At 60.5% G+C, this 14,813-nt stretch carries 13 protein-coding genes; 7 read left to right on the top strand and 6 right to left on the bottom strand.

What is annotated here, in order from left to right; all coding sequences use genetic code 11:
* Positions 1-11: 11 nt before the first annotated feature.
* The 3 genes from flgH to flgG are packed head-to-tail and all read right to left on the bottom strand — an operon-like array spanning position 12 to position 2,582.
* Complete coding sequence (gene flgH / locus Absy_RS03160; RefSeq protein ID WP_048853273.1) at positions 12-764, bottom strand: flagellar basal body L-ring protein FlgH; 753 nt, start codon at positions 762-764, stop codon at positions 12-14.
* Positions 765-772: 8 nt separating this feature from the next.
* A complete protein-coding gene (gene flgA / locus Absy_RS03155) occupies positions 773-1,795 on the bottom strand; it encodes a flagellar basal body P-ring formation chaperone FlgA (RefSeq protein WP_084596845.1) in 1,023 nt (340 codons plus the stop codon).
* Position 1,796: 1 nt separating this feature from the next.
* Complete coding sequence (flgG, locus tag Absy_RS03150) at positions 1,797-2,582, bottom strand: flagellar basal-body rod protein FlgG (RefSeq protein WP_048853391.1); 786 nt, start codon at positions 2,580-2,582, stop codon at positions 1,797-1,799.
* 360 nt (positions 2,583-2,942) lie between these two features.
* Here flgG and flgF point away from each other — a divergent pair, with 360 nt between their 5' ends.
* The 3 genes from flgF (at position 2,943) to Absy_RS03135 (ending at position 6,515) form a co-directional block, all read left to right on the top strand.
* Entirely contained in the window at positions 2,943-3,686 is a 744-nt protein-coding gene (gene flgF, locus Absy_RS03145) for a flagellar basal-body rod protein FlgF (RefSeq protein ID WP_048853272.1), read from the top strand.
* 155 nt (positions 3,687-3,841) lie between these two features.
* Complete coding sequence (gene flgK / locus Absy_RS03140; RefSeq protein ID WP_048853271.1) at positions 3,842-5,389, top strand: flagellar hook-associated protein FlgK; 1,548 nt, start codon at positions 3,842-3,844, stop codon at positions 5,387-5,389.
* Positions 5,390-5,414: 25 nt separating this feature from the next.
* Positions 5,415-6,515 (top strand): flagellin, encoded by a 1,101-nt coding sequence (locus tag Absy_RS03135; RefSeq protein ID WP_048853270.1) that lies wholly within the window; start codon positions 5,415-5,417, stop codon positions 6,513-6,515.
* Between the two features lie 63 nt (positions 6,516-6,578).
* Here the strand turns inward: Absy_RS03135 and Absy_RS03130 are convergent, their stop codons facing one another.
* A complete protein-coding gene (locus tag Absy_RS03130) occupies positions 6,579-7,067 on the bottom strand; it encodes a hypothetical protein (RefSeq protein WP_048853269.1) in 489 nt (162 codons plus the stop codon).
* Here Absy_RS03130 and metH point away from each other — a divergent pair.
* The 4 genes from metH to purF all read left to right on the top strand — a co-directional run bounded on the left by metH (position 7,066) and on the right by purF (position 13,107).
* The gene (gene metH, locus Absy_RS03125; RefSeq protein ID WP_048853268.1) at positions 7,066-10,572 is read left to right on the top strand and encodes a methionine synthase; all 3,507 of its coding nucleotides are present in this window, start codon (positions 7,066-7,068) and stop codon (positions 10,570-10,572) included. The two genes, Absy_RS03130 and metH, sit on opposite strands and share 2 nt — an antisense overlap.
* A gap of 47 nt (positions 10,573-10,619) precedes the next feature.
* Entirely contained in the window at positions 10,620-10,949 is a 330-nt protein-coding gene (locus tag Absy_RS03120) for a hypothetical protein (RefSeq protein WP_048853390.1), read from the top strand.
* A 99-nt stretch (positions 10,950-11,048) separates the two neighbouring features.
* Positions 11,049-11,573, top strand: a complete 525-nt coding sequence (locus Absy_RS03115) for a CvpA family protein (RefSeq protein ID WP_048853267.1) — start codon at positions 11,049-11,051, stop codon at positions 11,571-11,573.
* A gap of 46 nt (positions 11,574-11,619) precedes the next feature.
* The gene (gene purF, locus Absy_RS03110; protein WP_048853266.1) at positions 11,620-13,107 is read left to right on the top strand and encodes an amidophosphoribosyltransferase; all 1,488 of its coding nucleotides are present in this window, start codon (positions 11,620-11,622) and stop codon (positions 13,105-13,107) included.
* An 85-nt stretch (positions 13,108-13,192) separates the two neighbouring features.
* Here the strand turns inward: purF and Absy_RS03105 are convergent, their stop codons facing one another.
* Positions 13,193-13,975 carry an acetoin reductase gene (locus tag Absy_RS03105; protein WP_048853265.1) on the bottom strand — a complete coding sequence of 261 codons (783 nt, stop codon included), beginning with the start codon at positions 13,973-13,975 and terminating at the stop codon, positions 13,193-13,195.
* Positions 13,976-14,112: 137 nt separating this feature from the next.
* The gene (locus Absy_RS03100; protein ID WP_048853264.1) at positions 14,113-14,811 is read right to left on the bottom strand and encodes a PqiC family protein; all 699 of its coding nucleotides are present in this window, start codon (positions 14,809-14,811) and stop codon (positions 14,113-14,115) included.
* Between the last annotated feature and the right edge of the window lie 2 nt (positions 14,812-14,813).

Raw genomic sequence — 14,813 nt, 5'->3', positions numbered from 1 at the left:
CTTTCCACCCGTCAGAACGGCAGCACATTATCCAGAATCTGCTGGCCGTAACGGGGGGTCTGCTGCTTGGTCAACTGACCACGCCCACCGTAGGAAATACGGGCCTCGGCAATCCGGTCATGGGTCACGGTATTGTCTTCCAGAATATCCTGTGGCCGCACAACACCGCTTACCATAAGCTGGCGCAGCTCCCCGTTAATCCGTACTTCCTGCCGGGCAACAACAACAAAGTTCCCGTTGGGGAGCACCTGCGTAATGGTGCCTGCCAGCGTAAGCGTAACCGCTTCCGTCCGGCGGATGCTCCCGGTCCCGGCATTGGCGGAAGCACTGCTCGTATTCAGCGCATCCGCCTGTGTAATGTGCGATATGCCTTTGCCCTTGAGGCCAAACAGGCTTGGAATACCAAAATCCTCCGACCCGCTGGAGGAGGCGGACGTATCGTTTGTAACATCCGCATTATCTGCAATCTCGACCTTAATGGTCAGCAGATCCCCCACCTGCGAGGCACGCTGGTCCTTGAAGAACGCCCGGCTACCCGGCCGCCACAGGCTCCCCACTTCCGTCGGGGGGGCCTGCAGGGGGGGCATGGGCATAGTCACGGGCCGGTAGTCGGGGGTTTGCGTTGGGTCGGACGTGCGGGTCATGCGCGGGGGGTGCCCGTTTTCGCTCATATCAGCCAGCCCGGAGCAGGAGGCAAGGCCCAGCAAACCGACCATAATGGCGCCAGACAGACGGTGTTGGGTCAATAAAAGTCTCCAAGTCATTCAGGCTGCTACCGGGGGTATGGACCGCCCTGCCCACCAGAGCGGGAGGACGAACTGATGCGGCGCAAGGCATTGCCATCGGATGGCACAGCACCCGATGTGGTATCAACCTCTACTTCGGAGCCATTGACGACCCGCCCTGTCAGAATCATTTTGCTGGCGATATTGAGCGCATGGATGTACTGGCCCGTTCCCCCATCTTCCAGCGCACGGCCCGTCGCTGACAGGCGCAGACCCGGCGAGGTGTAGGAGAGCATGATGGGGTCCCCCTTGTGCATGACAATCGTCCGCCGCAGATCGCGCTCCAGCACGGGTTCGTCCACCATTACACTATGCAGGAGGGTCATGCCCTCCACATCCGTATCCGCTGTGTAGGCCTTGGAGCCGGTCCGCCCGGTGTAGGATTCGTCCACCCGCACATCGGCCTGTGTCACAACCGCACCGGCTGATAAGGCGTGGGTATAAACCAGCACCCGCTGCGCCGCATGGACCGTGCCGGTCAGCAGGAACGAATCCTGCGTAATATCGCCCAGCGGGTGGCTACGGTACACGGTGGCGGAAAAACGCCCGCTCTTCTGGTCCCAGTCCACATCGGACAGCACTACGGGCTTGGGGTCATCCGCCGCAACGGTCATGGGGTGGAAGTCCCCCAGTTCCACCGTAACCGGGCCTTCGCCCAAGTCCGGCAGGCTTTGCTTGACCAGATGAATAAAAAAGTCGCGGTCCAGCACGCGACCTGCCCGCGTAACGGTGGCCTGCGCGGTGGCGGACTGGTCCATCCAGTCCACGCCGTACTGATCGGCTATGGCAATAAGCTGCCGCCCGCCAACCACAAAACTGTTGCCCGGCAGGGGCGCTGGCCCCAGCACCCGGTCCTGCCCCGGCTCAAGGTCCATGAACAGGTCTGACAGCCGGACCGAATCCGACGTAACAGTGGTTGCCGTGCGGAGCGTTGCGGCGGAGGCCAGCACTGGCAGCAGCGCCACAACACCCGCAGCCAGCACTGGCAGTATGGCTGCCCGCAGGGACATGTTATTTCAGGTTCGTAAGCGTCTGAAGCATTTCATCAGAAGCGGTGATGACCTTACTGTTCATTTCATACGCACGCTGGGCGGTAATCAGGTCGGTAATTTCGGTCACCACGTTCACAGCCGATTCTTCCACAAAGCCCTGACGGATGTCACCAAAGCCCGTGCTCTGTGGCGTGCCGGTAATGGGGTCCCCCGAAGAGGTGGTGGAGGTAAACAGGTTCTGCCCCATGGCGGCCAGACCGTTCTCGTTCTGGAAGGTCACAAGCTGGATCTGCCCGGCAACCTGCGCCGTAGTCTGGCCGGACAGGGTGTACTGCACCTGCCCGCTCTGATCGACGGTAATGTTTTCCGCGTTGTTGGGCAGGGAAATATCGGGGCTGAGCGGGTAACCGTCCGCCGTTACGATCGTTCCATCGTTGGAGAGGGAGAATGTGCCATCACGCGTGTAGGCATATTCACCCGAGGGCAGGGTTACGCGGAAGTAACCGCGCCCTTCAATGGCCAGATCCAGCGCATTGCCCGTCTGCTCCAGCGTGCCCTGTTCGTTAATGCGGTAAATGCCCGCCGTACGCACACCCAGGCCAACCTGCGCACCGGAAGGCACAAGGTCACCCGTATCCGAGCTCATGGTCCCCGCACGCCGAAGATCCTGATAGATCAGATCCTGAAACTCCGCCCGACGCCGCTTGTAGCCAGTGGTCGTCATGTTGGCGATGTTGTGGGAAATGGTCTCGACGTTCGTCGTCTGGGCCTGCATGCCCGTACCGGCGATATCAAGGGAACGCATCATAGGATGACAAGCCTCCGGGTGTGCCTTGCGCCATGCTCACCCCAGACAACACAGGATGCATGGAGGCATGGGCGGGAACTTACATGGCCATACGAACAGTTCGGGAACTGCCACACCATGTATTGCCCGCAAGAGGTAAGACGACATCATGGCCATTGCAAGAGGTTTTGTCCGGCCAGTTCCTTACCACTTCTACATATGTCGCTTTTTGTTGTACACAGCCCACATCCACTGTTGCTGTATTCTGGCCGATCCAATACTGTTTGCGGCACATAAAACCATGACCGGGCCGCATGATTCGGACCCTGCGCAGGCAGGCCCCTACCCGTTGCATCCCCCCGATGGAGTTGGAAAACCATGGACAACACGACTTATATCGCCTTGTCCCGCATTAATGCGCTTACGCATGACCTTGAAGTTACGTCCAACAATCTGGCCAATGCCAACACAACGGGCTTCAAATCCTCCCGCGAGCTGTTTTCTGACTATATTGTCAAACAAAAGGACATCCACGGGATTCCGGGGGAACGGACGGAAGCCTACACGCAGGACCGCGCCACCTATCAGGACCACATGCAGGGCCAGCTGCGCCAGACCGGCAACCTGACCGACTTTGCCATTAATGGTGAAGGATTTTTTGCCGTGCAGACCACACAGGGCGTACGCCTTACGCGCAACGGGCAGTTCCAGCGCCGTTCCGATGGCACCATTGTGGATATTAACGGCAACCCCATCCTCGACCGCTTCCAGCGCCCCATTGTTATCCCGCGGGAGGACGATGTGCTCTCCGTCGCATCGGACGGCACCATTTCCACCCAGGATGGCGCGATTGGCACGTTTGACCTGATGACGGTGGACAACCTGAACACGCTCCAGCCCGAAGGCAACTACCTGCTCAAACCCACCACCCGCACCCGGGTGCTCCCCCACAAGGAAATCCGGCAGGGAATGCTGGAGAGCAGCAATGTCAACGCCATTACGGAAACCACACGCATGGTGGAAATCCAGCGCGATTACGACCTGAACTTCCAGCTTGTGCAGACCGAATCCACCCGCCGCACCAACGCGATCGACAAAATTACGCAGGACGCCAGCAGCTAGGGCGCGCAGCAAGCGGACAGGTCGGCCGGTTAATTTATTGCAAGGCGCATTAACCTTCTTGTAACCAATGCGCCCTAAGACTTGCTTAACTGCCATTTTGTGGCTGCGTTTTGGTACCCACTTTTCAATACAGCCCGTGACGGACGAGGAACACAATGGATCTAGGATCAGCTCTATCAATAGCCTCGAGCGGGCTGAACGGGATCGAATACCAGTACTCCGTTATTTCGCAGAACGTCGCCAACGCCTCTACTGCGGGTTATGCCTCCGAATCGGCCAGTGTTACCTCCGCCGTGGCGGGCAATCAGGGTACCGGGGTGCGGATCGGCCAGACGGTGGTTAACGTCAGCCCCTATCTGCAATCCTCGCTTTACACACAGAACGCCAAGGTGTCCGCGCTCACGGCTTCCTCCAACTCGCTTGCGGCTGTTGAGTCCGTTCAGGGGTCCACCTCCTCGGATTCCGGCTCGACCGAGACCCTGTCCGACCAGTTGGGCAATGTGCAGAGCGCCCTGACCTCCCTTGCATCCACACCACTGGAAAGCTCGGCACAGACGGCTGTCATTACGGCCGCCACATCCCTGACCGACACCATTCACACCCTGTCCTCCACTTACACGCAGCAGCGGCAGACGGCGGAAGACACCATTGTGTCCACCGTTTCCACCATCAACCAGAACCTGACCCAGATCGGCCAGTTGTCCAAGCAGATCATGGGGCTCAAGGCGGTAGGGGCGGATACCTCCAGCCTTGAAAACAGCCGCCTTGAGGTGATGAACGACCTCTCCTCCGAAGTCGGGGTGAAGTTTACCGAAACCTCCAAGGGCGACATGATCGTGACCACCGAGGATGGCACCAAGCTGCCAACCCGGCCGGACCAGATCAATCTGAACGACAACACGGTTACGCTGCCCAGCAACACATGGCCGCTCTCCGCCACCGACAACGGCACCGCCAACACCACCCTGACCGACAGCATGTACTACAAGGCGGGGGACAGTAATTCCGCCATTGCGGGTGTTACCGTGGCAAACGCCAAAGGCACCACCACGGACATTACCTCCCACCTGACCAGCGGCACGCTGGGGGCAAACATTACCCTGCGCGACACAACCTACCCCACCATGCAGGCACAGCTTGATTCGTTCTCCGCAACGTTGATCAACCGCTTTTCCAATGCGGGTATGTCCCTGTTCTCGGATTCATCGGGGAACACAACGGTTGACACCACACAGGGCAGCACGCTGACCGGCCTGTCCGCTGGTCTGCAGGTGACGTCATCCTATTCCGATGATGCCTCCACTCTGGCACCCAGTGGCAGCATTACCACCATCAGCAACGTGCTGGACAAGACCTTTGGCACGGACTCCTCAGATGTAAGCGGCACGCTGGAAGCCCCCTCCTCCGGGCTGGGAGCCAGCGGCACGCTGAGCACGGGGTATGTGGGCAATCAGGGGCTGGTCGCCCTTGCAACCGCCCTGACATCCGACCAGGGTGCGACCATCAGCACGGCCTCCACCAACCTGACCTATGCCTCCACAGTGCAGACCACCATCAGCGCCAAAGTCACCAACGTATCGGGCGTGGACGTGAATACGGAAATGTCCAAGATTGTTGCGCTCCAGAATGCCTATACCGCCAACGCCAAAATCATTTCCTCCGTTCAGACCATGTTCAGCGCCCTGCTGGACGCCATTAACTGAGCCCTGAGAGAAGGAGACATTTTTCATGAGCACTTCTATCGGACAGTATGGCGCAAGTGCAGCAAGCCTTGTTCTGGCAGCAGGCGTACAGGAACTGACCAATGCCCAGACAACTCTGGCGTGGCAGACCTCCAGTCAGGGCATTGTAGCCCAGACCTATGCGGGGCTGGGAACATCGCGCTCCAGCGTTTTTAACCTGACCCCCAAGATCACGCAGGTTCAGGCGTGGCAGACCAACATTACCAATGCCCAGAACAGCCTGACCGTTACGGCCACGGCTCTCAAGCAGATTGTCTCGCTCGCACAGACCATGGCGGCAAACCTGCTGGGCATCTCTGGCACAAGCGAAAGCTCCACGGTCAGCACGGTTGCAACCGAAGCCTCCAGCACGCTTGACCAGATTGCCACCGCGCTCAACACATCCACGGGTGCGGGTTATGTGTTTGCCGGGCAGACCTCCACCGAAGCGCCCGTTCAGGACCCTTCCAGCGTATCCAGCGGCAGCCTGAGCACAAGCATTGCCTCCATGCTCACAACCCAGCTGGCGGCAGGCGCAAGTGGTACCGACATTTTAAGTGCTGCCACAACCGCCATGAACAGCGACAGCACGGTCTTTTCGTCCAACATTTCCGATGCGACGGACGCCACCGCCTCCCTGACCAAAGCCAATGGTCAGCAGACCAGCACCATTACGGGCAGCAGCACCACCAGCACGTATGGGATTGTGGCAACACAGGGCAGCACATCGGATGTCAGCAGCACGTCCACAGGGTCCCCCATCAAGGATCTGATGCGGGATATGATGCTGATTTCGGGCATGAGCGGCCTGTCCTCCTCCAGCACCGGCTATACCGATCTGGTCAACCAGCTCCACACCTCGCTGGTCAACACGACCAACCAGCTGATCAACATGGAAACAACAGTGGGCGCACAGCAGAATGCGCTTACCGCCCGCGCCACCATGCTGACCAACACGACAACCGCGCTGACAACCCAGCTTGAGAACGCCCGCACGACCGACATTGCACAGGTGGCCCTGCAAACCACCAGCGTGCAGACAAGCCTCAAGGCCTCGTTCATGCTGATCGCGGATATGAAGGATATGTCCCTGGCGAATTACCTGTAATTCGCAAGCGTACCACGCACACATCTGCCAACGGCCTGATGCCCCGCCGCATCAGGCCGTTTTTTATGGCTGCACGGCATAAAAAGAAGACAGAAAGACCGATGCCTTAAGCTGGGCCTTATACCGTTTGACCAGCAGTGGGTCGCACACCACCACCAGCACCTCCAGCGGGTCATCCCCACCGCGCACCCGCCCTTGCGCGTGTGTGAGCAGGAACTGGTCCAGCCCACCGCGCCCCACACAGCACAGGCAATGCCCCCCATGGCTCCCCCCATCGGATGCAGGCGGGTGCCATTGCTGCACGGAGCGCCAGCCAACCTGCTGGGCGGCGGTTGGGTCCATACCCGCAAACACCACCCCGCCCGCCTGCCGCCACGCGGCACCCGCCGGGGCCTCCGCCAGCACAAAAAGCGGTACACGCCCCCCTTGCCGGTGCGGTGGAGCGTGCATGGCGGTGGACAGTGTAGCCTCGGTCTGGAATAAGGATGTGGCTTTGGCCCGCTCCTGCGGCCGGGGCTTGTCCTCCCCACTATTTCGGTCCTGTACAGTCATGTCTTCTCGTCTGCCGCTTCTTGATGCCCTGCGTGATCAGGTTCTGCTCTGTGATGGAGGGATGGGTTCACGCATCCAGATGCTCGACCTTGACGTCCAGCGTGACTACTGGGGACAGGAAAACTGCACCGAAGTCCTGACCCTGTCACGCCCTGAACTGATCCGCGAGATCCACCGCGGGTATTTTGAGGCCGGGGCAGACATGGTGGAAACCAATACTTTTGGTGCCTCCCCCATTACGCTGGGCGAATTCGGGCTGACAGACCGCACGCGTGAGATCAACCGTGCCTCCGCCATTCTTGCGCGTGAAGCCGCTGATAGCTTTGCCGATGGCCGCCACCGTTACGTGCTGGGGTCCATGGGGCCGGGCACCAAGCTGCCCTCCCTTGGCAACATTGATTATGACAGTCTGGAAGCGGCTCTGGCCGAGCAGACCCGCGGCCTGATCGAAGGCGGCGTGGATGCGGTGCTGATCGAAACCTGCCAGGACACACTTCAGATCAAGGCGGCAGTCAACGGGGTCAAGATCGCCCGGGCAGAAGCTGGCGTTAAGCTCCCCATTTTTGTGCAGGTCACGGTGGAGACCACAGGCACCCTGCTGGTTGGCCCGGACATTGCCGCTGCGGCCACGGTCATTAACGCGCTGGATGTGGACCTGATCGGCCTGAACTGCGCGACCGGCCCGCAGGAAATGGCAGAGCATGTCCGCTGGCTGGCCGAAAACTGGCCCCGCATGATTTCCGTTCTGCCCAACGCTGGCCTGCCGGAACTGGTGGACGGCAAAACGCACTACCCGCTCAGCCCGGAAGACATGGCCACATGGGTCGAACGTTTTGTGCAAGAAGACGGCATTAACATGACCGGCGGGTGCTGTGGCACCTCCACCCCGCACATTGCCGCACTGGACGCCATGCTGCGCCGCCGGGCAGAGGCTACCGGCCGCCACCGCCCCGCCCCTGTTGCCCGCACGGCTGTATGGGTGCCCTCGGTTGCCAGCCTGTATTCGCAGGTGCCGCTCCGGCAGGAGAACGCCTATTTTTCCATTGGTGAACGTTGCAATGCCAACGGGTCCAAAAAATGGCGGGAACTGCAGGAAGCCCACGACTGGGATGGCTGCGTAACCGTAGGGCGTGAACAGCTGCGCGAAGGCTCCAACGCGCTGGACATCTGCACCGCCTTTGTGGGCCGGGACGAACGGGCGGAAATGGATGAGGTCATCAAGCGCTTTACCTCCTCCGTTAACGCACCGCTGGTTATCGATTCGACCGAAACCCCGGTTATTGAGGCCGCACTCAAGCTGCATGGCGGCAAGCCGATCATCAACTCCATCAACTTTGAAGATGGGGAAGGCCCGGCCGCAGACCGGATGACACTGGCGCGCAAATTTGGCGCAGCGGTTGTAGCCCTGACCATTGATGAAGAGGGTATGGCCCGCAAACCGGAGGACAAGCTGCGCATTGCCAGCCGTCTGGTGGATTTTGCCTGCAACAAATACGGTCTGCCGCAGTCAGACCTGATGATCGACCCGCTGACCTTTACCATTGCCACCGGGGCGGAGGACGACCGCAAGCTGGGCCAGTGGACGCTGGAGGGTATTCGCATGATCCGCGAAGCCTTCCCCGATATTCAGATCGTGCTGGGCCTGTCCAACATTTCCTTCGGGCTTAACCCCGCAGCCCGTGCGGTGCTGAACTCGGTCTATCTTGATCTTGCAGTCAAGGCGGGCATGACGGCAGCCATTGTGCATGTCTCCAAAATTCGTCCGCTGCACCTTATTGCCCCTGAAGAAATCAAGGTGGCGGAAGACCTGATCTTTGACCGCCGGACGGAAGATTACGACCCGCTGCAGGCCCTGCTGGCCATGTTCGCAGACCGCAAGGCATCCGAGGCAGTCAAGCGCAAGCAGGCCGAAACCGCAGAAGAACGCCTGAAAGACCGCATTGTGGACGGCGACCGCAAAGGGCTGGAAGCCGATCTGGCCGAAGCCATGCAGACCATGGCTCCGCTGGACATCATCAACACCGTACTGCTTGATGGCATGAAGGTGGTGGGCGAGCTGTTTGGCGCGGGCAAAATGCAGCTCCCCTTTGTGTTGCAGTCCGCCGAAACCATGAAGGCCGCCGTGGCATGGCTGGAACCCCACATGGAGCGGGCCGAGGGCCAGCAGCGCGGCACAATCGTGCTTGCAACCGTTAAGGGCGACGTGCACGACATTGGCAAAAACCTTGTGGACATTATTCTGACCAACAACGGCTACCGCGTGGTCAATCTTGGCATCAAGGTTCCTGTGGCAGATATGATCGATGCGGCCAGAAAGGAAAAGGCGGACGCCATTGGCATGTCCGGGCTGCTGGTCAAATCCACCGTGATCATGCGCGAAAATCTGGAAGAAATTGCCCGTGCAGGGCTGAACACCCCGGTCCTGCTGGGTGGGGCGGCCCTGACCCGCAATTATGTGGAAGAGGACTGCGTAGCCGCCTACAATCCCACCGGGCGCGTGGCCTATGCGCGGGATGCGTTTGATGGCCTGACCCTTATGGACCAGATCGCCCAGAACGGGTTTGACGGGTACCTGGCCGCCATTCAAAAGCGGCGGGAAGGCAAGGCCACCCGCAAGAACGCCCGCACGCCAGAAACAGCAGAAACCCGCGGCTACGGCCCGGTGGACAAGGCAGAGGTCCGCCTCCGCCGCGACCGCTTGACGGCGGATGAACCGCGCCTGAACCCTCCGTTCTGGGGGGCAAAAGTGCTGGAAGCTACGCCAGAGGCTGTTCTGCCGTTCCTGAACGAACGGGCCCTTTACCAGTTCCAGTGGGGCTTCCGTAAGCAGGGCCGCTCGCTGGACGATTTTCTGGTCTGGGCACGGCAGGAACTGCGCCCCATTCTGCAACGGATGCTCAAACTCGCAGCGGACGAGCATATTCTCAAGCCGCAGGCGTGCTATGGTTACTGGAAGGCCGCAGGCGACGGGAACGACCTTGTTCTGTTCGACCCCGATGGCACAACCGAGGTTGCCCGCTTTGCCCTGCCCCGCCAGCCCCGTGCGGACGGCGAGTGCATTGCCGACTTTGTGCGCGACATCAACGATGCCGAGCGCGATGTGGTGGGCCTGCAGGTCGTGACCGTGGGGCAGAAAGCATCCGACATTGCCCGCGACTGGTTTGAGGAAAACCGCTATCAGGACTACCTCTACCTGCACGGTCTCTCGGTCGAAATGGCCGAAGCCATGGCCGAGTACACACACAAGCGGATCCGTGCCGAGCTGGGCTTTGCTGCGGAAGACCCGCGCAACATGGATGACCTGCTCCAGCAGGGCTACCGTGGGTCGCGCTATTCCTTTGGGTACCCGGCCTGCCCCCGACTGGAAGAACAGAGCAGCATTCTTGACCTGCTGGATGCGCGGCGCATTGGCGTTTCCCTGACCGATGGAGACCAGCTCCACCCCGAACAGTCCACCTCCGCGCTGGTGGTGCTGAACAGGCACGCCAAATATTTTACGATCTGATTGGTCGGGCATTGACCAGTTGGGATGGTGCGGCGCATCATCCCACAATGGTCTATTCCCGCCCTCATCAGGTCCCCCCGCTTACTCAGGAACGCAAGAGCCTGTATTTGCAGGTCGGCCAGCACGCAACCGGCTGCACGGCGGCTTTTATAGACGGCAGGCGAGCGGACCTTGTGCGCGAGAGCGCTCTGTTCCTCCATAAACTGCACCAGATGTGGGAGCAGGATGGCGTGGACAAGGCCGATGTATGGACGGAGCTTTTGCGCAGGGTTGCGGTCTCGGACCTGCTCCACACGCTCAACCAGCCCCCCCACCGTAAAAAGAAAAGCGGCAGCACAAGCAGGCCATGGCGCGTAACCACCAGCAAGCTGCCGTAAACGCCCCCCTGCCCCACGGAGGCCGCGTGTGGCCATACTGGCCCCTTTTGCCCTTACCCCCCTTTCCTCCGCCTGTTCTGGACCTGTAAGCCTGCCTCCATGGCCGCGATTGATGCAATAACCCTGATCATCATAACCCTTTCCACCCTACATGGGCTGTGGCGGGGCTTTACCCGGCAGGCACTGGGGCTGATCAGCTGGATTGTGGCCATTATGCTGGCCCTGCGCTTCCACAACCTGCTGACTCCGTGGGTCGGGCAGTTCATTCATGCCGCGTGGGGTGTGCAGCTTGCCGCGCTGGCGCTGGTGCTGCTGGGCGCGCTGGTGGTGGGGTACCTGCTGGCGGCACTGGTGGTGCGCATGGTGCGCGCCACACCGCTGGACGGGCTGGACCGCCTGCTGGGGGGCCTGTTTGGGGTGGCGCGGGGGGCCTGTGTGGTGGTGCTCCTGTTCATGACCGGGCAGTGGCTGTTACAACCCGAGGACATGGCCGCCATAGAGGCCAATGGGCGACTGACCCCTTATATTCGGGCTGCAACAACCTATATCCACCCTTATCTGGCTGAATTTGACGCAAAAGGGGTTGCGCCAAACCGCCCAACAGGTCATGACGCCACCTTGTAATCCCCATACGGCCAGTACCAGCCATTTGCGGAGGCCCTGCGCGCTTATGCACCCCCATTCCACGCCGTCCGTTACCCTCCCCGATCCTGTCCGCGCGGACGAGGATCACCTGCAAGAGGAATGTGCCGTTTTTGGCATATGGAACGCCAAGGACGCGGCAACTCTTACCACACTGGGGCTGCACGCCCTCCAGCACCGCGGGCAGGAAGCGGCTGGCATTGTCTCCTTCGATCCACAGGATTCGCGCTTCCACTCCCACCGGGGGCTGGGGCTTGTGGGCGATGTGTTCAGTGATTCGCGCGTTATGGCCACACTGGCTGGCACGCGCGCCATTGGCCACAACCGTTACGCCACAACAGGAGCAACGCTGCTGCGCAACGTGCAGCCCCTGTTTGCCGAGTTCGCCTTTGGCGGACTGGCCGTGGCCCATAACGGCAACCTGACCAATGCCGACACGCTCCGCCGGGAGCTGATCCGCCGTGGCTGCCTGTTCCAGTCCACCACGGATACGGAAGTGTTCGTGCACCTGATCGCCATATCGCTCTACGCCACGGTGGAAGACCGGCTGATCGATGCGCTCAAGCGGGTCACAGGCGCGTATTCGCTTGTTGTGCTCTCTCAGGACGCATTGATTGGCGTGCGCGACCCCATGGGTGTGCGCCCGCTGGTACTGGGCAGACTGCCCGGTGAGGGCGGCAAGGACGGTGCCTGGGTTCTGGCATCCGAGACCTGCGGGCTGGATATTATTGGCGCGGAATTTGTGCGCGATGTGGAGCCGGGCGAACTGGTTGTTATTAACGACAACGGCATTCGCTCCCTGCGCCCGTTTGGCGATACGCAGCCCCACTTCTGCGTATTTGAATATATCTACTTTGCCCGCCCGGACTCCGTGCTGGAAGGTCTGCCGGTTTACAACGTCCGCAAGGAAATCGGGCGCGAACTCGCGCACGAAAGCGGGGTTGAGGCCGATGTGGTCGTGCCCGTGCCCGATTCCGGCGTGCCATCGGCTATTGGATACGCGGAGGCCAGCGGCATTCCGTTTGAACTGGGCATTATCCGCAACCATTACGTGGGCCGCACCTTTATTGAACCCACCGACCAGATCCGGCATCTGGGCGTTAAAATGAAGCACTCGCCCAACCGCCCCATTCTGGACGGCAAGCGGGTTGTTCTGGTGGACGACTCCATTGTGCGTGGCACCACCTCGCGCAAGATCGTGGATATGGTGCGTGCTGCCGGGGCCAGCGAGGTGCATATGCGCATTTCCTCCCCCCCCACCAAGCACTCCTGCTTTTACGGGATCGACACGCCAGAACGCAGCAAGCTGCTGGCGGCCCAGAACGACCTGAAAAAAATGGCCGAGCTTATTGGCGTGGACAGTCTGGCCTTTATCTCGCTCGACGGGCTTTACCGCGCCATGGGGCATGAAAGCCGCAAAGCCAGCCGCTCCACCTACTGCGATGCGTGCTTTACCGGCGAATACCCCATTGCACTGGTTGACCATGATGCGGAATACGGCCCCGGCACTGCCTGAACCATAATGGACGCACACAACAAAAACCCCGCCAGACACACTCTGGCGGGGTTTTTTAATACCATAGACCCACGGTCCGCCGCTGTTAGCGGTACACCATGCCGCCATCGATCAGGATTGACTGACCGGTTACGTAATCCGAATCCGATCCGGCAAACCACGAGACAAGGCAGGCCACATCGTCCGGGGTTTCTGCACGGCCAAGGGCAATGCCATCCACAAACTTCTTGTAGGTCTCACCCACGGGGGCGCCAGTCAGGCTGGCAAATTCCTTGTCAATTTCCACCCACATATCTGTCCCCACCACGCCGGGGCAGTAGGCGTTTACGTTAATGCCGTGGCAGGCATATTCCTTGGCAGCGGCCTGCGTAAGCCCGCGCACCGCAAACTTGGTGGAAGAATACACCCCCAGCATGGCATACCCTTCGTGCCCGGCAATGGAGCAGGCATTAATGATCTTGCCCTTGCTTTTGCGCGCAATAAACTTGGCCGCAGCAAGCTGGATACCCCACAGCGTCCCTTCCACATTAATGCGGTAAATACGCTGGATTTCCTCCGGTGTAACATCGGCCAGCGGCTTGATCTGGGCAATGCCTGCGTTGTTGACCATAATGTCAAAGCTGCCCAGCGTGGATTCCGCATGGTCAATAGCGGCGGCAACCTGCGCACGGTCCCCAATATCGGCAACAAAGCTGGTTGCCTTGCGGCCCAGTGCTTCCACTTCCTTGACGACCCCTTCCAGGCGGTCCTCGCGGATGTCCACCAGTGCTATGTCCGCACCGTCCTTGGCCAGCCGTAGCGCAATGCCACGACCAATGCCCTGACCACCGCCGGTAACCAGCGCCACTTTTCCTGTTAAGTCTGCCATGGGACCTCTCCCGTGTGATGAGAAACGGGGCGAGCGTAGTGCAATAACAAAAAAAAGCCATCACCAAAAAAAACAGCCCCTGCACACATGGGCAGGGGCTGGCAAACAGTACGGCTCTGGCGGGCCACAACCACAGGTTACCTGTGATTTGCGTGGGGAGTATTGGCCTGCCCCCCCGCCTGTGCGGCATCGGTCGGGGCTGTGGGGGGAATCTGGCGGAGCTGCTGGGCGGCAACATCTGCCAGCTGGCCAAGCAACTGGCTTAGCCCCTGCACCATGGTCATGGTGTTCCCGCCCTGAGCACCACTGAGGGTAATGCGCTGGAGCGTACCCGGACCATAAGGGGCACCCGCCGCTGCTGGCTGGACGGACAGCAGGGCATCCAGTTCCACCAGTCCGGAAGGACCGGTGGAAAAACGACTGATGGACACATCCACATAGGCCTGCGGGTCGGCGGCAGCGGTATCGTTCTCCACAAACACGCCTGAACCGGGCAGGCGCTGCGCCAGATCGCCTGCCAGCGTGTGGCCAATCTGTGCGGCCAGTGAATCACTCCACGCATCTGTGGCGGACACGCTCAGGCGGTAGCCACTATCCGCCGTAACAATCCGGTCCCGGTCCAGACCGGAGGCAATGCTGGGCAGGCGCACTTCCACAAAGCGGGGACCACCCGCCTGCGGCTGCCCCGGCACAACAGCCAGCGTGTACAGTGCGGCGCCGCCACTGGCGCACCCCGTAAGGGTAACAGCCATAAGCCCCAGCGACGCCCCGCCAGCCAGAACATTACGGCGGGTAAGACCAGCCCCTGCCAGTCCGTTAGGTTTAACGCGAGCCATGA

The organism is Acetobacter syzygii (assembly GCF_000964225.1).
In the GTDB taxonomy this organism is placed as follows: domain Bacteria; phylum Pseudomonadota; class Alphaproteobacteria; order Acetobacterales; family Acetobacteraceae; genus Acetobacter; species Acetobacter syzygii.
This window is presented reverse-complemented; position numbering and strand designations above follow the sequence as displayed.